Here is a 17,044-nt window from a genome sequence, read left to right on the forward strand (position 1 = left end):
GGCCGTTTCAGATAAAAAATTTTCTGCGTCTTGTCGAAATCCCATCAGCCGGTACGACATCTTAGTGAAACCAAATTCCAATGAATGATCGAGGGAGGAATTGACTTATGAGTTACACTTTGATGTTCTATGAGAGCCAGGAGGACTTTGCGGCCCGAACGGATCCGGACAAGCGGCAAGAATACTTGGCGGGCTGGACCCATTATGTTCATGCCCTGCGGGAAGCGGGAATCGTGGTGTTCGGTTCGGGACTCTACGCGCCGGATACGGCTGCCACGATGAAGCGCCGCGGCGGCGAGATGGCGGTTCAGGACGGACCGTTCCCGGAGACCAAGGAGCAGCTCGGCGGGATATTCGTGATCGAGGTGCCGGATCTGGATACCGCCTTGGAGTGGGCGGCCAGAGGACCTGTCGATACCGTCGAGGTAAGACAGAACCTTCCGGCGCTTAAGTAACCGATAGATGGAGATCAATCGGCTCATTGAGCAAACGGCGCGCGAGGCCTATGGACGGCTGCTCTCCTATCTGGTCGTCCATTGGCGGGACGTGCAGGCTGTCGAGGATGCGCTCGGGGACGCTTTTCTATCCGCTCTAGAGACCTGGCCGAAGACCGGCGTTCCGGATAGGCCGGAAGCATGGTTGATTACGGCCGCGCGCAGGCGGCTTATCGACCGTGCCCGGCGAGCCCGAATCTCCGCAAACGCGCTTCCTACGCTTCTGGCCATGTCCGAGGATGCTCAGTATCCGGCTTCTTCAAGCGACGCCTTCCCGGACGAACGGCTACGAATGATGTTTCTTTGCACGGATCCGGCCATTGACCCCGTGATGCGTACGCCGCTTATGCTGCAGACGGTGCTTGGAATCGATGCGGCCCGGATTGCGTCCGCGTTCATCGTCAAGCCTTCCGCGATGAGCCAGCGCCTTACTCGGCTCAAGGCGAAGATCCGCGCCGAACGCCTCGTCTTCGATATGCCGGATGAGGAAGAGCTTCCGAATCGTCTCGATTCCGTTCTCGAGGCCATTTACGCGGCATACGGAAGCGGTTGGGAAGAGGCGGTTATCGCCGATTCGCCACGCAGGGGATTGGCGGAGGAAGCCCTATACCTGGGCAGGCTGCTTCTTCCGTTCGCTCCCCGCGAGCCGGAGGTTTACGGTCTGCTGGCGCTCATGCTGCACTGCGAAGCGCGCCGCAAGGCCCGGCAGGATGGAGAGGGGAACTATGTTCCCCTCTACGAGCAAGATTGCGCGCAATGGGATCGGAGGTTGATCCTGGAGGCGGAGCATTATCTGCATGCGGCTTCTCAGGCAGGCAGGATCGGACGCTTTCAGCTCCTGGCCGCCATTCAATCGGTGCATGCGCAGCGTTCAAGCTCCGGCCGTATCGAGTGGGGGGCCATTGCTCAGCTCTACGAAGGCCTCGTTCGTCTGTACCCTACCCTAGGCGCATGGGTCGGCCGGGCCGCTGCCGTCGCGGAGGCTTATGGAGCGGATCGCGGCATTGCCTTGCTGGAGGCCATCCCCTCCGCGGAAGCGATGAACTATCAGCCTTATTGGGCGCTTGCCGGCCATTTGTACAAGCGAATGAATCGGCTGGAGGATGCCCTCTCCGCCTACAGCCGCGCGATCGGATTAAGCGCCGATGCTTCGGTTCGCCGATTCCTAAGCCGCCAAGCTTCCGAGATCAAAGAGTCGTACGAGGAAACCACGGGATAAACCGATTGGTTTCTTTTTTATACTGTCCTTTCCGTTCCCTCCCGCATACATGAGTGTCGACCTTCAATTCAGGATCAGCCTAATCTCGTTCGCCTTCTTGTCGAGCTGATGGGCCGCTTCCTCGATTCCCTTGAATTGTCCGACGGCTTGTTGAATTCGCCGCTGGCTCTCGGCGGCAAGAAGACGAGAATTCTTCGTGCTCTCGCCGACTTCCCGAATGCGGGACGCGATCCTGGTGACGTAATCGTTGGCTTCGCGAGTCGCCTGCTCCACTTGGGAAGCCAGCTTGCGTACCTCGTTGGCGACTACCGAGAACCCGCGCCCATGCTCCTTCGCGTGGGCGGCTTCAATGGCCGCATTCAGGGCAAGCAGGTTCGTCTGGGCGGCGATGTCTTTGATCGTCCTCACGATGCCGCGAATGGAATCGGATTGGCCCTCCAACTGGAGAAGAGCGGTCATATTGTCCTCGGAGCCCGAAACGACGTCGCCGACGGCCTCTTCAATCTCCTCGCTGCGATCCATGCCTTCCTGGGCGCGGTTCAGGAGCTCATCGGCCAGATGCAGCAGTTCCTCTGTCCACCGGGCGGCTGCCTGTTCCCGTTCATCGATGTTCGTCGCCATCTTCAGGACGGAGGCCGGCTTGCCGTCCTCCCCGAGAATCGGCATATAAGTAGCCTCCAGCCAGATGAGGCTACCGTCCTTGCGAACCCTTTGGATCTTGTTCTGGAAAGCCTTTCCCTGCCGCAGACCGTTCCACAATTCCTGATAGCGAGGGCTGTTGCGGAATTCCGGCGTGCAGAAGGAGACGTGGCGCATCCCCTTCATCTCCCAGGGGGCATACCCCAGGGAACGCGCGAAATTCGCATTGACCTCAAGCACGCGGCCCTCCATGTCGAACTCGATCATGGCGAAGGAGCTTTCCATGGCCGCCATGGCGGCATGCAGCTTCTTCTCCTTCGGAATCCCTATGGAAGCGGGCGCTTCTTCTCTACCCATATGAATAAGCTCCTCAATTGTGTATAGATTTTATTCCATATAATTGTACAAAATCTATACATAACAGGCAAGAGGATTCAAAATTAAGGGTGAAATGAATATTTTCGGGCGAAACTACCCTTATTTTGTATCGATTATGTATAATTGCAATGAGGAGGGAACGTATGATGTATAGCATGAAGAGGGCGTCGGAACTGCTCGGCATCCCGGTGGTCACGATCCGTGCCTGGGAGAACCGATACGGGGTTATCGCCCCAAGCCGAAGCAGCGGCGGCCACCGCTTGTTAAGCGAGGAGGATCTAGCGAGGCTTCGCTTCCTTAAGAATCAGATCGAGAAGCATCATATGAAGATCAGCGAAGCGGCGAAGCTTCTGCAGCAGACCGAGCCCGACCCTCCGGAACAGGCCGCCGAGCAGTCGGCGACCAGCCAGAAGTACGACGGAATGGTCGACAAGCTATACACCGAATTAATTCAGTTCGACTCCGCCCAAGCGGACCATACCATAGATCTGGCGTTTGCCCTATACGACTTCGAAGAGGCGTTTCGGCGAATCATCGTTCCCGTCCTCTATCGGGTCGGTGAGGAGTGGGAGGCGGGGAACATCGCCGTCGTCCAAGAGCATTTCGCTTCCGAAACGATCATGCGGCGATTGGCCGCCTTGTTCCGGGTCTTCCCGGTCAACGCAAGCCTGCCGGTGGTGTTGGCTTTCTGCCCGGAAGGAGAGCACCACCATCTCGGGCTGATGTCGTTCAGCCTGTTCTTGCGCAAGCGGGGGGCGAACGTCATCTATCTGGGCCCCGACACTCCTCTGAAGGATCTGGACGGGATCATCGAGAGCCAGAACGTATCGCTCGTCGCCTCATCGGTAACGGACTCCCGCTGCGTGGACAAGCTGATGGAATGGATCGACGCAGCCGCGCGGAAGCATCCGCGATTGCGGTTCTTGCTTGGAGGCGCGGCTTTCGAGCGGGCGGAACGGCGCCCTGCAAGAGCCAAAGTGCGTTTTTTGTCCGTCGATCAATGGGACGATTGGCATAAACCTTGACCGGAACCGTCCGCTCTCATAACCATGGCAAAAAGCGCCTTCATGAAAGGCGCTTTCTTTATCGATGCTCTCGCCGGCATAGCCCGTAACGTTTAAGGATTAACATCCTTGCGTTCGATATTGCGGAACGATAGATAAGCGACGATCGCTCCGATCCACGACAGGGTGATAGGGATGGCGACGATCGAGTTAAGCGAGAAGCCGTTCGTATTGCTGCAGACGATAAAGATGATCAGAATGGACGCGACGACCGTCGCCGCCGTGGAATACTTCCTCATTCCGAAGTACAACGGGATCAGACTCATGAAGCTGGCCGCAACGGCATTCATCAGGAAGGAAAGCGCCTGCCGGACGACAACGTCCTTCGTTAACGCTGCGGAGATAAATTCGTGATTAAGGTTGACGACCAGCATAAGGATGCTGACGACCAAGTCGGTGAGCACGATGGAGATGAACGTAAACGAGAAGACGATAAACAGCTTCGCGATCATCAGCTTCTTGCGGTTAATCGGGTACGTGAACAAGACGGTGATCGATTTGGTCCGGTATTCTTCGATAATGAAGCGCGATAGCAGAACCGCGGCGAATACGATGAAGGTCCCTCTTGCGAGAAGGTCGATCGTACTGAAGAGAGTCTCATAGTCCGGAAGATCCTCGGCGGACGATGGGTCAAAGGAGATTCCGCATATCAAGCCGAAAATACAAGCCATCGCGATAAAGGCTCCAATCGCGTAGCCGGTAATCCTGTATTTTCTAAGCTCGAGCTGAATTAGTTTAAGCACTCTGCCCGCCTCCGTTCAATAAGCCGAGGAAGTACTCTTCCAGCGAGCTGTTCTTCTGGTGGATCGACTCTACGGCCACGTCGTTCAAGATAAGCACCTTATTGACTTGGGGAAGCGGAGTCGAGAGATCATAGATCCGAATCGTGCGGTTCCCGATGACGCGGATATTCGAGATGTTGAGATGGTGAGAGAGCACGTAGGCCGCTTTCACGCAGTCGTTCGTATGGAATTCGATGTATTCGGCGTTCGTCACGCGGACCTGCTCGAGAGAGACCTCTTGGATCAGCCGGCCATGGTTGATGACCCCGATCGTATCCGCCAGCTGCTCGATCTCCGCCAGAAGGTGGCTAGAGATGAGAATGGAGATCCCGTATTCTTGGGAGAGGATACGCAGCAGCTGTCGGATCTCCCGGATGCCGACCGGATCCAGCCCGTTAATCGGCTCGTCGAGAATGAGCAGCTCCGGCTTCGTCGCAATGGCCCTTGCGATGCCGAGACGCTGCTTCATCCCGAGCGAGAAGTCCTTGACGGGTTTGCCGTCGATTCCTCGGAGCTGAACCAAATCCAGCGCCTCGTCGATCGCTTTCTTGTTGTAATAGCCCATATACTCGCAATGAAGCTCTAGGTTGGCACGGGCAGTCAGCTTGTCGTAGAAAATGGGGTATTCGATAATCGAGCCCATCCTGCCTAGCATGGAGTAAGAGGTTGGAGTCAGCTTCTCGCCGAACAGCTCAATCTCCCCGGATGTCGGTTTGATGAGATTGGTCAGCATTTTCATAATCGTGGTCTTGCCCGCTCCGTTAGGTCCAAGGAAACCGTAGATTTCCCTTTCTTGACCCTCATACTCACTTCGGATACGGATTCTTTGCCTTTGAACGTCTTGGATAAACGATGCGTCTGCAGGACGTAAGTCATGGATCCTCTTCCCTTCCTTCCGTTGGTAAGCCAATCATAACGGACGAAATGGCGTATTTTCCTTACTCGTTCCTTACGAGTTTCTTAAGTTAAGCTTCTTCAACCGTACCGAGAAGACGGTCCGCTCATAAGGCTTGCTGCTTAGTTCGATCGATCCCCCCATGGCTTCGGCAAGCCTTCGGGCGATCGCCAGCCCGAGCCCGCTTCCCTGGGCCTTCTTATTCCTGGAGTCATCCAGAGTATATAATCGTTCGAATACGAGCTCTTGATGCGCCGCCTCGATTCCTTTGCCCCCGTCCCACACTTCCACGACAACGAAGGCGTCTTCCTCTCTCAGCGACAGGCCGATGATTCCGCCATCCGCTCCGTAACGCAGAGCGTTGGAGATCAGGTTGTCCAAGACTCGCTTCAGGGCATCTTTATTGCCGAGCGCATGCCTGTCTCCTGGAGGAATATCGAGAGACACTTCGAGTCCTCGGTTCTCGATCTGTTCATGGAACTGAAGGATGCTTAGCCTGCAGGACTCGCTGACGTTGATGCGGCTCAGAGGGAGATCGATGTCCTCGGATTCGAGCTTCGCCAGGTCGAAGAAGGTATCGATCAATTGGATGGCTTCCTTCGTCTTGCCGAACAGCTTGGCTAACAGCTCGTTCCGCTCGTTCTCTTCGATAGAAGGCTGCATATGAAGCGTCTCCGCGTATCCAAGAACGACCGTCAGCGGCGTTCTCAGATCGTGAGAGATATTCGCCAGCATCTTGCGGGACGCGATTCGGGTTCTCTCATGCTCGGCCGACGCTTTCTGGCTGCTGTCGAGCAGCCGATTGATATCGGTCATGAGCGCCTGCAGCTCGGAATCCGCGGTCATGTGGAGAAGCTTCTCCCCAAGGCGGTTCTCCACAATCTGTTCCAGCTTGCCGCCGATCTGCCGCAAATCCGAGGTTCTCTTGGCATTCGATCGAATACGTGCGGCGAGGAAACCGGCGAGAATGGCGATCACGCATAGAAGGAGGATGTTCATCCCTTCAGCCCTCCCACTTGTAGCCGATTCCCCATAAGGTCTTGATGTAGACCGGATGGGAAGGATCTTCTTCGATCTTCTCTCTGAGCCTCCGAATATGAACGTTAATGACGTTCTCGTCTCCCAGATAGTCGTCGTTCCAGATAAGGGCGTAGAGCTGGGATTTGGTGAACACCCGGTTCTTGTTCGTAGCAAAAAGCTTTAGAATATCGAATTCTTTGGCCGTCAACCGTACTTCTTGCCCTTTTTTCTTGATCGAATACTTCTCAAAATCCAGTTCGAGGTCGCCAACGAGAACGGACGGCTCGGCCTGTCGTTCCGCGCTTGAATAAACCGTGGCTCTGCGAATAGCGGCCTTCATCCTTGCGGACAGCTCGATTGTCGAGAACGGCTTCTGAATATAGTCGTCCGCCCCGAATCCGAGGCCAAGCGCCTTGTCGACGTCCCCGTCCTTAGCCGACATGATGAGAATCGGCAGCTTGCTTCGCTCTCTGATTCTGCGAATGACTTCCATGCCGTCCAGCTCCGGCAGCATCAGATCGACAAGGACAAGATCGTACTCCTTGTTCGAGAACAGCGCCAAGCCTTCCATGCCATCCGCGGCCGCATCGATCAGGAAGCCTTCGCGGCTGAAGGCGTTACGCAGCATCTCGACGATGGAAGAGTCGTCTTCAATGATCAAGATGCGATGTGCTCCGGACATAATCCACCCACCATTTTCCAATATTTCACGTTCCATCATACCAGATAGAGAGCTGAATATTATCAACGAGGGCGAATAGGATAAAAAATAATTCTAGCGATCGATGAAAGGGGAATGAAGACAGACGGGCGATAACCCTCGTCTATTCACCCGGAGGGCAAGTACACAAGCAACCGGTATTCCTATCCCATATGATATTTCCACTACAACTTCGAGGAGGAAGTGTCATATGGCTATTGGATTACCCGGTTCGGGAGTCGGCTTCGCGCCAGGACTTGGATTCGGTTTCCCGGGCTCGGGATTAGGTTTCTTCCCCGGCGCCGGTTTCGGTGCGCCAGGCTTCGGCGCGCCAGGCTTCGGATTTGGTGTAGGCTTTCCCGGTTCAGGAGTAGGCTTCGCGCCCGGGCTCGGATTCGGCTTCCCGGGCTCGGGATTAGGCTTCTTCCCCGGCGCCGGCTTCGGCGCGTCAGGCGTTGGCATTCTAAGCACGAACAAAAAGAACGCGAATCATAAACGCCGTCATACAAACAGAGCTAAGCGATAAGGTCCAATAAAAGTCCATTAAGGCCATCCTGAGAAGGATGGCCTTTGGCTTGCCGTTCAAACGGATAATTCCGCCAAGTCGAGCTCTCCGATACGCTCTTGATCGGCGATCATCTCGATCTCCGTGATCTTGCCCTCCTCTACCGCAAGCTTGACACGGGAGGAATCGGATTGTAGGATAGTTCAATGACTATCAAACAATCGACGGTAGACGACGATAAGCGGGCACGAGTCTTCAAGGCGTTGGCCGAGAAGAAGAGAATAGAGATCGTTCGATACCTTCAGGCCGAACCCGACCGCAACAATTGCGGAGAGATCGCAAGGGCGATGGGGATGGACAAATCGAACGTCACGTATCATCTGAAGATCATGTACGATGCCGATCTGATTAAATACGTGCGCGAAGGACAGAATAAGAAGATCTACCTATTGGAGGAGCAGATTCAAGCGGTATTGCCGGGTTTCTTGGAAAGTCTATGATCGATGAGGACAACCGGGAAACCCTCGTTTTTGCCCCAATAGTTAAAAAGTTTTAAAACTATTTAAGTCCCGTGCATCGATCATCCGCCCACCTGGATAGTTACATCATGAAGAAGAAAAGAGTGATCGAAGCGATGATAAACCGCAAGATTCTGCTGCGCACCCGTCCCCACGACTGGCCTACCGACGAGACGTTCGAATTCCGAGAGGAACCGATCCCCCAACCCGGGGAGGGCCAAGTGCTGGTCCGTTCCATCTACCTGTCCGTCGACCCTTACATGCGGGGAAGAATGAGCGCGGCCAAGTCGTATACCGAGCCTTATCGAGTCGGAGAAGTGATCGAAGGCGGAGTCGTGGGCGAAGTCGTCGAGTCCCGTTCCGACAAGTTCAAGCCGGGCGATAAGGTACTGGGCATGCTCGGCTGGCAGCTGTACGGAGTAGCCGAAGCCGACAAGCTCCGCAAGCTCGACGAGCAGGCCGCTCCGATCTCGGCCAATCTCGGCGTCATCGGCATGACGGGGCTGACCGCTTATTTCGGCTTGATGGACATCGGGAAGCCGAAGGCAGGGGAGACCGTGGTCGTATCGGGGGCAGCCGGGGCTGTCGGTTCTATCGTCGGTCAGATCGCCAAGATTCAAGGCGCGAGGGTCGTGGGCATCGCCGGTTCCGACGAGAAGACGGCATGGCTGACGGAAGAGCTCGGCTTCGACGCCGCGATCAATTACAAGACGACGCCGAATCTGCAGGAAGCGTTGGAGAAAGCCTGTCCGCAAGGCGTAGACGTCTACTTCGACAACGTCGGCGGCGAGATTTCGGACGCGGTCACCAGCCAGCTCAACGATTACGCCCGAATCGCGCTATGCGGAGCCATCTCCGCTTATAACGATACGACGGGCAGCAAGGACGTCGGTCCTCGCGTGTTCGTCAAGCTGATCAAGACCCGTTCGCTGATGAAAGGCTTCGTGCTCGCCGAGTATATGGACCGTTTGCCTGAAGGAGCCGCGAAGCTCGGCCAATGGCTGGCGGAGGGCAAGCTCAAGCATGAAGAGACGATCATCGAAGGCTTCGACCGCGTGCCCGAGGCGTTCCTGGAGCTGTTCAAGGGTTCGAACATCGGGAAGATGCTCGTCAAGGTCGGGTAAGAGGTATCGGGAAGGGATAAGCACCTAACAAAAGCCTCTGTTCCAAATGCGGAACAGAGGCTTTTTGGGCTTCTACCGAGTTCCATAAGTTTGCCCCGAAGCTTCCGGAAGGACCAATTCCCCTTGTCGGCATAGCCGAATGAAGGCGGCGACGCAGGCGGGATCGAAGTGGGTGCCGCTGCCTTCGCTAATGACCTGCAAGGCGCGTTCTTGAGACCAAGGGTCGCGATAGGCCCTTCGGGAGGTCAACGCATCATAGACGTCCGCAACGGCGAGGATTCGCGCGAGAAGCGAGATCTCCTCGCCTTTTAGCTTGTCGGGATACCCCGTTCCGTCCCATTTCTCGTGATGATGCCGGATGACGGACAGCTCTTCGGACATAAAGCCGATATATTTGCACATCTCGTATCCGATCGCCGGATGCTGCTCGATTAGGCTTCTCTCGTACGGGTCCAATTTTCCGGGCTTGTTCAGGATCGAGCTTGGTATCTGAATTTTCCCTACATCGTGAACGAGACCGCCCCGAGCCAGGGCCTTCAATTGTTCGGGCTCCAGATTCATGGCCCGGGCGAGCTGCAGGCCGTACATGGCTACGCGGTAATTATGGCCTGCCGTATATTCGTCTTTGGTCTCCGTGGCGGCAATCAGATTGCGCATGCTTCCGGAGATGGAGATGCGCAGTTGCTCCGACGATAGCGGGCTGTCCTCCTGATGGAAGGCATGCGTTATGGAGAGGTTCGACCGATACTGGGCAACAATTCCGGACAAGAGCATCAGGGCCGACAAGGCGAGGATAACATGGTACGACCACCAAGCCAGCGTCCACATCATGGTGGTAACCATAACGAATTCGGTGATGACAAGCAGAACGGACCCGACGATCATGGCCGCATGCAAGGGGAACTTGACGACCCGGAACTGCTGATAGTATCTCGCGGCGGCCCACAGATAAAGGAGGATCGTGAGAAGCGCCAACACGTCGTTAACGGGCGTAATATGGATCGGAAGGTATTCGGAAAGGTCGGGATCCAGCAGAGACGCGACATTGATCAGCACGACAAGGGCTGTCCACCCAACGACGACGCGCTCCCGGTGCTTGGACACCATGCGGACGAAGAAGTGGTCGGATGACAGGGTCGAGAGGAATATCCAGACCGCGCAGGTCGTCATCCCGATCTGGGAGGCAGCGCCCGCTAAGTGGTACGGATCATGGATCAAGAGCCCGGGAGTCGCAAGGGCATGAATGAGAAAGAAACCGTTAAGGGAGAAAATGGCCAACGCCAGCATTAGAACATTCATATCCCGGAGGCGGATCCCCGTCCAACCTACGGCAATGGCGCTGACGGCCAAGGCTAGGAGCGACGGAGCGAGAACGTAGAAGTGGAAGCGGGGATTCTCCCACATCGTATCGTGCCCGGGGAAGGTCATGAGATACGTATACCCCAGCAGCAGGACAACAGCGGTAATGGACAGGGTGAACATCAAAGAGCGAGTTGAGCGCGGCAATCTCATTCCCACTTTCCGGTAAGCTGTCGATCTGAGTTTCAGTTCGACGCCGAAGGTGTCGATTCCTGCTAAGGGGAATCGGCGGTTCGGCGAAGTTATGCCATTAACGGGAAGGGATCTTGCCGGACGGCGTCGAATAGTTGCGGAGGCTATTAATGAGGTGTTGATTATAGCAATTCGGGGATAATAAGAGAGTAGGAGGGATTAGTATGCCGTATATCGTTGATTTCAAGAACGTATCCACGGTTGGGTTAGAGTCTTCGCCGGTAGCGGAAGCACTTGCCGGATTGCGAGCTAACGAAGCCCGTTACTTCATGAATAAGTACAAGCACGAATTCACGGTGGTACCCGCCGGCGAGAGCCAGGACGTCATTGATTATGTAAATCGTGTCTTGCAAGAACGCAATATCGAGTTTTCGGCCAAACCTTTGGAGACGTCGCATTTTCAAGTGGAGAATATTCGATGGACTTACGTCTTTTATGAAGACGGTCTCGGGGTAAATGTCTTATACACGATCGATGATCCGAAGAAGCGGGCTGTCGGGTTCAAGCTTTCCGAAGGGATGGAGGTCCCCAAGGAGCTGGAAGGGAAGTTCAAGTTCGCGAGGCAGAAGTCTAAGCTGGCCGGGACGATCCGGGGTTCGTTCTTTGTGATCAAAGGGGAATACTGACTTGCAAGATAAGAAAAGCCTCTATTCCGGCAACGGAATAGAGGCTTTATTCTATACGACCATTCCCGGTTCGACTGGGGTGAAGTACGGAAGCCGGCCGTTTCGGCTAGGCGGGCGGTTATGGCTTTCCCAGGGAACGGCCTACAGATCCTTCCGGCTGAACGCACGGCACCCCAGGAGGAGCAGGACGATCGCATACCCCGCCGTGTACAGGAGGAAGGAGTTCGAAGGGACGCTTCCCACGGAGAACGGCCCCATGTCGGACAGAGCCAATCCTGCCCAATCGGAACCCCCGAGCAGTTCGTAGAGGCCTCTTCGATAGACGGAGTCCGTCGGCAGGATCAGTCCGATAAGCAGGAGGGCTTTGTCCAGCGCGGGAGGGCTCCCTCCATAGGTCGTGATTCCTCCGACCAACCCGCTGAAGAGGGAGAACCCGTACAGAAGGGCGGCTAAAATCCCGGTCCCGAGCATCGGCAGATAGACGGAACCGAGCATGGTCAACGAGAGGAGAAGGAGCGGCATCCAGATAAAGAGACCGTAGCCTCTAAGCAAGTCTCCCGCGAACAACGGAAGCCCGGCGAAGCTGTGGATGGTCCAGACCACGGCGACAAACAGGCATGTGCTGTACACGGTGATCCAGACGGCATGGCCTAGCCACTTGGCCAGATACAGCTTCCAGCGGGAGAGGGGGCGAGCGGCGACGGCAAGCAGCAGTCCGTTCTCCCGTTCGCCCGTAATGATGCCCATGGAGGAGAATAGGACGAAAAAGGCCGTCAAGAATTGCGCGAAAAAGAGCCCCAGCACCATAAACACCATTTTGTTCAGCAAGGCCCCGGCGGGAGAGGTCTGGTTCTGCTCGACGGTATGGGCCAGCTCCCGAACCCCGAAGGCGAACAGGACGAGGAAGAAGAGAGTCAGAATCAGCGTAACCAAGAAGACCCGCTTGCGGGTCAGCTCCTTGAAGGTGACGGAGATGTACATGGTCATTGCGGGATACCTCCTTGGCGGGACTTCACCATCTGAAGGAACCAGGCCTCCAGGTTGTTCGGCTCGGGACCGGACTCGTAGAGCGTCAGTCCGCTGCGGATGAACAAGGAACAGAGATAGCCGGCTTGTTCCCGATCCGTTACGCGGGCGCTCAGATGAGCATTGCCGCTCTCATCGGAATCGATCAAGCGCAGCAAAGCGTTGCCGGAAGAGTCATTCAGCTCCGACAGCGTCTCCGGAAGCCAGCCGCCGACCCGGAAGCGCCAGTTGTCCCCGGTTCCGCTGAGCAGCTCTCGCAGAGGACCCGAAGCCAGCAGCTCGCCTTCGTACAAGAAGGCAGCTTCGTCGCATAGCTCTTCCACGTCCTCGAGAAGATGGGTATTGAGGAAGACCGTCACGCCTCTGCCCTGGAGACGCTTCAGCAGGCTGCGGATCTCGTAGCGGCCGATGGGGTCCAAGGCCGAAGCGGGTTCGTCCAAGATGACTAGCTTGGGATCGAGCAGCAAGGCGGCAGCGAGGCCGAGGCGCTGCTGCATGCCTTTGGAGAAGCCGCCGACCCGGCGTTCCGCAGCGTCGGATAGGCCGACCAGCTCCAGGGAGTCGCGGATCCGGAGGCGGAAATCCTGCGAATGCGTCTCCTGCGGTCGCAGCCCTCCCAGCTGCCCGTGGAAGCGCAGCACCTCCTCCGGAGTCAGCCAATCCTGGAAGCGGAACAGCTCGGGCAAGTACCCGAGCTGTCGCCGCGCCTCCGGGCGGCCGAGCGGAAGTCCCAACACCGATGCCCGTCCCGAATCGGGACGGTGGAGGCCGGCGAGCATCTTCACGAAGGTGCTCTTGCCGGCGCCGTTGGGGCCGAGCAGGCCGAAGATACAACCCTCCGGCACCTGCAGGGTAATGCCGCGGCAACCGCCGCGGCCATTGTATGATTTGGTCAATCGATCCGTCTCGATGATCATCATGGCTAGATAAGCTCCTCGGCCGCTCGCTGGAACGCGGCTTCGTCAGGGAAATCGCTGATCGCCCCGCTGAGCAGGCTCATTCGGTTCCCGTCGATCCAGAGCAGGTATCGAGAGCTGCCGTCATTGGACAGGACCGCATCATGGCCGCTCAGCTGAAGATTGATCGCGACGCCGTCGATGGACGGTATCGGCAGCGTGCTCTGCCAATCGCCGATGGCGGCGAGCTTCGTGCGCAAGTTGTCCGGCAGTACGGGCAGCTCCAATACCGCTTCCCGGACGACGGCCGCATCGATGCCGCCTTCTACGGTCAGTTCGGGCTTACCGTATTGGAGGAGCCGTGCCGGCTTGCCCGACAGGGTGCCTTCCGTCGAGATGCCGGCCGGGATGGACAGCCGGATGGCCTTGCCATCCGCTTCGTCAGGCAGCGTGGTCGTGCCTCCCAAGCGGAGGAGCAATCGGTTGACCGCATTCACGTTCAGCTTGAAAGTAATCGAAGTCGCCGGTTGGTAGGAGGGGGCGGCGGCGTCTTCCAGCTGAAGCAGGGAGGAGCCCATTCGAGCCTTTGCTTCTTCCCAAGTCAGGGTCTGGGAGGCTCCACCGCCGGACTGGGTCAGAGAGCCGTATTGAGCCAGATTGAAGCTCCGGTCCCCTTCGGGCGAGCCGCGTTCCAGAAGATTGGCGATGCCCGACAGGTCATCCATCGAGATTCCGACGCCTTCTACGTGCTGAATGCGGAACGTTTGCTGCATGGCGGCCAGCGCCCGGTCTCCAAGGGGAGTCGCGAACAGGCCGACGATCAATGCAACGGCGGCAGCTCCGGCAGACAGTCTCCGAAGCGTGCGCCGAGCCGGTCTTTCCGTTCTCCAGGCACCGTCTGCCGCAAGAGGTCTTGCCGCATTCGGGCCGTTTGCCGTTCCGACAACCGAGGTTCCTTGAGCCATTCGGGAAGTTTGCGTCTGCTTCATCTCCACCGCACCTTCCTTTTCCTGATCCTCCGTAGTCCCGTTTAACCGATCCTCCGCTTGCTTCCAGAACGCCGGGACCGACTCCTCGCCCGCTAGCTTCTCGAATCGGCTCCATGCCCGATCCGTATCAAAGACCGGGTCCTCTCCGGTCTTGTACGCGTCGTCCGCCATCGTGCCGTTCCTCCTCCTGTCCGTATTTCTTTTTTAGCCGATCTTCCGCCCGGGCCAGCAGCGTGCCGACAATCTTGGGGTTAACCTCCAGCCGCCGGGCGATCTCTTCGTAGCTGTATCCTTCCTCCCGCAGCAGGAGGGCGGTCTGGTCGCGGTCGGACAGCTTCCGCAGTACCCGCCGAACTACGTCGATCTCCCATTCGCGGATGACCTCCGACTCCCCCGAAGGGGCGAAGCCTTCCGACCAGGCCGCCATGCGGGCGGTTTCTTTCTCCAATAGGGTCTTGCTCGAAGATCGTTGTCTTAGATAATCATAGCCGACCCGGATCAGCACCCGATGCAGCCAGGCGCCGACGGCCTCCAGCCGATCCGGAGGGTTCCGGTAAAGCCGCAGGAACACCTCTTGAGCCAGATCTTCCGCCGTTCCGTAATCCCCGATCAGCGCATAGAGCTTCCTCGCCACCTCGGAATAATGCTCCCGGAACAGGCGCTGGAACAGCTCGGGCACCTGAGCGTCTTCCATCATGTCGATGCCGTCCCCCTTTCAATAGTAAGACGGATGCCGAATCGAATTTATAGCAGTGCAACAAGAATTCCCATTTTGCATCCGCCGTATGAAGCGGGGCAGCGAACAACCGATTCGAACCGGGTCGCGGGGTCCGCAATGGCGAGGATTTGAGCCAAGCATAACATGAGAAAGCCTCTGTTCCTATGAAGGAATAGAGGCTTCCCTTGTTTGCCGGCAAGCGGCGTTAGTTCCTGGTTTTGACGGCTACCCCGCTGAAAGAGATGGGACCGACAACGGCTACACTTGTATTCGCGGTCATATTCTCCGCCGTGACCGTATAAGAGAAAGTGCCGGCTCTTACGTTTCTATCTTCAGCCTGGAAGCTAACGATATAGTTCTGTTCCGAACCCGTCGATTCGATGCCCTGCACGGTGTTGAAGATTTCGGTTTTGCCGCGGAAAACTCTAAAGCGAATCTGCCCGATGCCGGTGACTCCTCTAACGCCAATCGATGCCACCAGATCTACCCGGTTAGGTTGAGCGTTCGCCGGAATCCGTATGCGAATCGTCGCGAGACTGGATTTGGCCGGAGAACGTCTGATTGTGAACGACCTGGCCGGATTGAAGCGGCTAAGCGGTTGAACGGCTGCCTTATCAAGGATGCGTACCATTCCTATCAACTCCTCTATGTTAATGCTTCAATCTATGAAAGCATGATAGAGGATGCTTGGACGAGTATCGAAGGGTACGTGTTTAAATCATATTCTTCGTGGCTTGATACATGTTGGCCGCATAGGCGTCGATGTCGTCTCGGGACATTCGCAGACGGGCCACGGAGGTTCCGTATCCGATCTCCGCTTTGCCTTCTTCCAAGCCTTTAAAGATTCCATCCGCGAAATCGTCCAGCGGTTCTCCGTTCGAATGCAGGCCTAGGCCGCCCAGATCCGTATTCACGGCTGGAGGAGCCACTTCGATGACTTCTACGGAAGTCTCGGACAGCTGAAGCCGAAGACTCATCGTAAAGGAATGAAGCGCGGCTTTTGTTGCAGAATAAATGGGAGCGATCGCAAACGGCGTAAAGGCGAGTCCGGAAGTTACGTTAAGAATAGCGGCCGATTCTTTGGCTGCGAAATACGGCGCAAACAGCATGGAGAGATGGAACGGCGCTTCAATGTTGGTTTTAATCTCGTTATTGTAATAGTGCCAGTCGTTCTTCGCATCCGCTTTTAACACGCTGAACCGTTGTTGGGTCCCTGCATTGTTGACGAGCACATTCACGTCGGGGTAATTCTCCATTACCCAATCGAACAATGCCGTGCGATCGGATTCGACATTCAGATCGCTCGCCCGCGTGATCAAGCTTGGGAGTTTCTCTTTAGCGCTCTGAAGCACCTTCTCCCGCCGTCCGGTGACGATAACCGTATTCCCCGCCTGGATAAACCGTTCGGCGAAAGCAAGTCCGATTCCGGAACCTCCGCCTGTAATCAGGATCGTATTCCCGGTTAGCTTCATTCTCGTTCCTCTTCTCTCTGATTGATTTGATTGGTGTAACGTTCGATTTTGAAGTCGATTCCCTTGAGGGATTCGTTCATCAGCTCGATCGTAGCCAGCACGGTCTTCTTGTGGTTCTCCATCATCTCCAGCCGGAGGTCGATGGTGCGGTCTCCTTCGGCTACCCAATCCATATACTGCTTGATTTCGCCTATAGGCATCTGCGTATTCTTCAGGCAAAGAATGATCTCGAATAGAGCCAGCTGCCTCTCCGAGAACAACCTTCTGCCCGCTTCGTCGCGCTCGATAAACGGCAGCAGTCCTTTTTTCTCGTAATAACGGATCGTAGATTCCGGAATATGCAGCTTGGCTGCAGCTTCGCCAATCGTCAAATAGCTCATTCGGAGGCCTCCCGAAATTCATGTTGCCCTGTCGACAAGAGTAGGATA

The 17,044-nt window shown here is 56.4% G+C and carries 19 protein-coding genes and 1 pseudogene; 7 read left to right on the top strand and 13 right to left on the bottom strand.

Annotated elements, in window-relative coordinates; genetic code table 11:
• Nucleotides 1-107: 107 nt before the first annotated feature.
• Nucleotides 108-455, top strand: a complete 348-nt coding sequence (locus tag ELR57_RS00840) for a YciI family protein (protein WP_126956292.1) — start codon at nt 108-110, stop codon at nt 453-455.
• A gap of 7 nt (nt 456-462) precedes the next feature.
• Nucleotides 463-1,713, top strand: coding sequence for an RNA polymerase sigma factor (locus ELR57_RS00845; RefSeq protein ID WP_126956294.1), 1,251 nt, complete (start codon nt 463-465; stop codon nt 1,711-1,713).
• A gap of 63 nt (nt 1,714-1,776) precedes the next feature.
• Here ELR57_RS00845 and ELR57_RS28525 read toward each other — a convergent pair whose 3' ends face one another.
• A complete protein-coding gene (locus ELR57_RS28525) occupies nt 1,777-2,709 on the bottom strand; it encodes a methyl-accepting chemotaxis protein (protein ID WP_126956296.1) in 933 nt (310 codons plus the stop codon).
• Between the two features lie 167 nt (nt 2,710-2,876).
• On the opposite strand from ELR57_RS28525, the gene ELR57_RS00855 reads away from it, so the two are divergent.
• Nucleotides 2,877-3,755 (top strand): MerR family transcriptional regulator, encoded by an 879-nt coding sequence (locus ELR57_RS00855; RefSeq protein ID WP_158629887.1) that lies wholly within the window; start codon nt 2,877-2,879, stop codon nt 3,753-3,755.
• Nucleotides 3,756-3,847: 92 nt separating this feature from the next.
• Here ELR57_RS00855 and ELR57_RS00860 read toward each other — a convergent pair whose 3' ends face one another.
• The 4 genes and pseudogenes from ELR57_RS00860 to ELR57_RS00875 form a co-directional block, all read right to left on the bottom strand.
• Nucleotides 3,848-4,537, bottom strand: coding sequence for an ABC transporter permease (locus ELR57_RS00860; protein WP_126956300.1), 690 nt, complete (start codon nt 4,535-4,537; stop codon nt 3,848-3,850).
• Nucleotides 4,530-5,452: pseudogene (locus tag ELR57_RS00865) on the bottom strand (ABC transporter ATP-binding protein). Before ELR57_RS00865 ends, ELR57_RS00860 begins: the two are co-directional and overlap by 8 nt.
• Before the next feature lie 73 nt (nt 5,453-5,525).
• Entirely contained in the window at nt 5,526-6,470 is a 945-nt protein-coding gene (locus tag ELR57_RS00870) for a sensor histidine kinase (protein ID WP_126956302.1), read from the bottom strand.
• A 4-nt stretch (nt 6,471-6,474) separates the two neighbouring features.
• A complete protein-coding gene (locus tag ELR57_RS00875) occupies nt 6,475-7,173 on the bottom strand; it encodes a response regulator transcription factor (RefSeq protein ID WP_126956304.1) in 699 nt (232 codons plus the stop codon).
• Between the two features lie 229 nt (nt 7,174-7,402).
• Between ELR57_RS00875 and ELR57_RS00880 the strand changes: the two genes are divergently transcribed.
• From ELR57_RS00880 to ELR57_RS00890, 3 genes are all read left to right on the top strand, one after another.
• The gene (locus tag ELR57_RS00880) at nt 7,403-7,717 is read left to right on the top strand and encodes a hypothetical protein (RefSeq protein ID WP_126956306.1); all 315 of its coding nucleotides are present in this window, start codon (nt 7,403-7,405) and stop codon (nt 7,715-7,717) included.
• A gap of 185 nt (nt 7,718-7,902) precedes the next feature.
• Nucleotides 7,903-8,196 (top strand): ArsR/SmtB family transcription factor, encoded by a 294-nt coding sequence (locus tag ELR57_RS00885; RefSeq protein ID WP_126956308.1) that lies wholly within the window; start codon nt 7,903-7,905, stop codon nt 8,194-8,196.
• 134 nt (nt 8,197-8,330) lie between these two features.
• Nucleotides 8,331-9,338: an NADP-dependent oxidoreductase gene (locus tag ELR57_RS00890; RefSeq protein ID WP_126956863.1), complete on the top strand. Its 1,008-nt coding sequence runs from the start codon at nt 8,331-8,333 to the stop codon at nt 9,336-9,338.
• A gap of 72 nt (nt 9,339-9,410) precedes the next feature.
• Here the strand turns inward: ELR57_RS00890 and ELR57_RS00895 are convergent, their stop codons facing one another.
• Entirely contained in the window at nt 9,411-10,850 is a 1,440-nt protein-coding gene (locus tag ELR57_RS00895; protein ID WP_126956310.1) for an HD-GYP domain-containing protein, read from the bottom strand.
• Between the two features lie 203 nt (nt 10,851-11,053).
• On the opposite strand from ELR57_RS00895, the gene ELR57_RS00900 reads away from it, so the two are divergent.
• Entirely contained in the window at nt 11,054-11,515 is a 462-nt protein-coding gene (locus ELR57_RS00900) for a phage tail protein (protein WP_126956312.1), read from the top strand.
• A 141-nt stretch (nt 11,516-11,656) separates the two neighbouring features.
• Here ELR57_RS00900 and ELR57_RS00905 read toward each other — a convergent pair whose 3' ends face one another.
• The 7 genes from ELR57_RS00905 to ELR57_RS00935 form a co-directional block, all read right to left on the bottom strand.
• On the bottom strand, nt 11,657-12,502 hold the full coding sequence (locus ELR57_RS00905) for an ABC transporter permease (protein ID WP_126956314.1): 846 nt from the start codon (nt 12,500-12,502) through the stop codon (nt 11,657-11,659).
• On the bottom strand, nt 12,499-13,461 hold the full coding sequence (locus tag ELR57_RS00910; protein WP_126956317.1) for an ABC transporter ATP-binding protein: 963 nt from the start codon (nt 13,459-13,461) through the stop codon (nt 12,499-12,501). The genes ELR57_RS00905 and ELR57_RS00910 overlap by 4 nt, the downstream gene beginning before the upstream one ends.
• 2 nt (nt 13,462-13,463) lie before the next feature.
• Complete coding sequence (locus ELR57_RS00915) at nt 13,464-14,597, bottom strand: hypothetical protein (RefSeq protein WP_126956319.1); 1,134 nt, start codon at nt 14,595-14,597, stop codon at nt 13,464-13,466.
• Nucleotides 14,554-15,123 (bottom strand): sigma-70 family RNA polymerase sigma factor, encoded by a 570-nt coding sequence (locus ELR57_RS00920; RefSeq protein WP_238162360.1) that lies wholly within the window; start codon nt 15,121-15,123, stop codon nt 14,554-14,556. The genes ELR57_RS00915 and ELR57_RS00920 overlap by 44 nt, the downstream gene beginning before the upstream one ends.
• Nucleotides 15,124-15,349: 226 nt before the next feature.
• Nucleotides 15,350-15,775, bottom strand: a complete 426-nt coding sequence (locus ELR57_RS00925) for an exosporium protein C (RefSeq protein ID WP_126956321.1) — start codon at nt 15,773-15,775, stop codon at nt 15,350-15,352.
• Between the two features lie 82 nt (nt 15,776-15,857).
• Nucleotides 15,858-16,616: an SDR family oxidoreductase gene (locus tag ELR57_RS00930; protein WP_126956323.1), complete on the bottom strand. Its 759-nt coding sequence runs from the start codon at nt 16,614-16,616 to the stop codon at nt 15,858-15,860.
• Nucleotides 16,613-16,996, bottom strand: a complete 384-nt coding sequence (locus tag ELR57_RS00935) for a MerR family transcriptional regulator (protein WP_126956325.1) — start codon at nt 16,994-16,996, stop codon at nt 16,613-16,615. Before ELR57_RS00935 ends, ELR57_RS00930 begins: the two co-directional genes overlap by 4 nt.
• Nucleotides 16,997-17,044: the final 48 nt, after the last annotated feature.

It is taken from the genome of Cohnella sp. AR92, assembly GCF_003990975.1.
Taxonomy (GTDB): Bacteria; Bacillota; Bacilli; order Paenibacillales; family Paenibacillaceae; genus Cohnella.

What these genes read in the sequence shown, in the direction of transcription:
- ELR57_RS00840 (WP_126956292.1), top strand. Translation starts at nt 108, where the DNA reads ATGAGTTACACTTTGATGTTCTATGAGAGCCAGGAGGACTTTGCGGCC.
- ELR57_RS00845 (WP_126956294.1), top strand. Translation starts at nt 463, where the DNA reads ATGGAGATCAATCGGCTCATTGAGCAAACGGCGCGCGAGGCCTATGGA.
- ELR57_RS28525 (WP_126956296.1), bottom strand. Translation starts at nt 2,709, where the DNA reads ATGGGTAGAGAAGAAGCGCCCGCTTCCATAGGGATTCCGAAGGAGAAG.
- ELR57_RS00855 (WP_158629887.1), top strand. Translation starts at nt 2,877, where the DNA reads ATGTATAGCATGAAGAGGGCGTCGGAACTGCTCGGCATCCCGGTGGTC.
- ELR57_RS00870 (WP_126956302.1), bottom strand. Translation starts at nt 6,470, where the DNA reads ATGAACATCCTCCTTCTATGCGTGATCGCCATTCTCGCCGGTTTCCTC.
- ELR57_RS00875 (WP_126956304.1), bottom strand. Translation starts at nt 7,173, where the DNA reads ATGTCCGGAGCACATCGCATCTTGATCATTGAAGACGACTCTTCCATC.
- ELR57_RS00880 (WP_126956306.1), top strand. Translation starts at nt 7,403, where the DNA reads ATGGCTATTGGATTACCCGGTTCGGGAGTCGGCTTCGCGCCAGGACTT.
- ELR57_RS00885 (WP_126956308.1), top strand. Translation starts at nt 7,903, where the DNA reads ATGACTATCAAACAATCGACGGTAGACGACGATAAGCGGGCACGAGTC.
- ELR57_RS00890 (WP_126956863.1), top strand. Translation starts at nt 8,331, where the DNA reads ATGATAAACCGCAAGATTCTGCTGCGCACCCGTCCCCACGACTGGCCT.
- ELR57_RS00895 (WP_126956310.1), bottom strand. Translation starts at nt 10,850, where the DNA reads ATGAGATTGCCGCGCTCAACTCGCTCTTTGATGTTCACCCTGTCCATT.
- ELR57_RS00900 (WP_126956312.1), top strand. Translation starts at nt 11,054, where the DNA reads ATGCCGTATATCGTTGATTTCAAGAACGTATCCACGGTTGGGTTAGAG.
- ELR57_RS00905 (WP_126956314.1), bottom strand. Translation starts at nt 12,502, where the DNA reads ATGACCATGTACATCTCCGTCACCTTCAAGGAGCTGACCCGCAAGCGG.
- ELR57_RS00910 (WP_126956317.1), bottom strand. Translation starts at nt 13,461, where the DNA reads ATGATGATCATCGAGACGGATCGATTGACCAAATCATACAATGGCCGC.
- ELR57_RS00915 (WP_126956319.1), bottom strand. Translation starts at nt 14,597, where the DNA reads ATGGCGGACGACGCGTACAAGACCGGAGAGGACCCGGTCTTTGATACG.
- ELR57_RS00920 (WP_238162360.1), bottom strand. Translation starts at nt 15,123, where the DNA reads ATGATGGAAGACGCTCAGGTGCCCGAGCTGTTCCAGCGCCTGTTCCGG.
- ELR57_RS00925 (WP_126956321.1), bottom strand. Translation starts at nt 15,775, where the DNA reads ATGGTACGCATCCTTGATAAGGCAGCCGTTCAACCGCTTAGCCGCTTC.
- ELR57_RS00930 (WP_126956323.1), bottom strand. Translation starts at nt 16,616, where the DNA reads ATGAAGCTAACCGGGAATACGATCCTGATTACAGGCGGAGGTTCCGGA.
- ELR57_RS00935 (WP_126956325.1), bottom strand. Translation starts at nt 16,996, where the DNA reads ATGAGCTATTTGACGATTGGCGAAGCTGCAGCCAAGCTGCATATTCCG.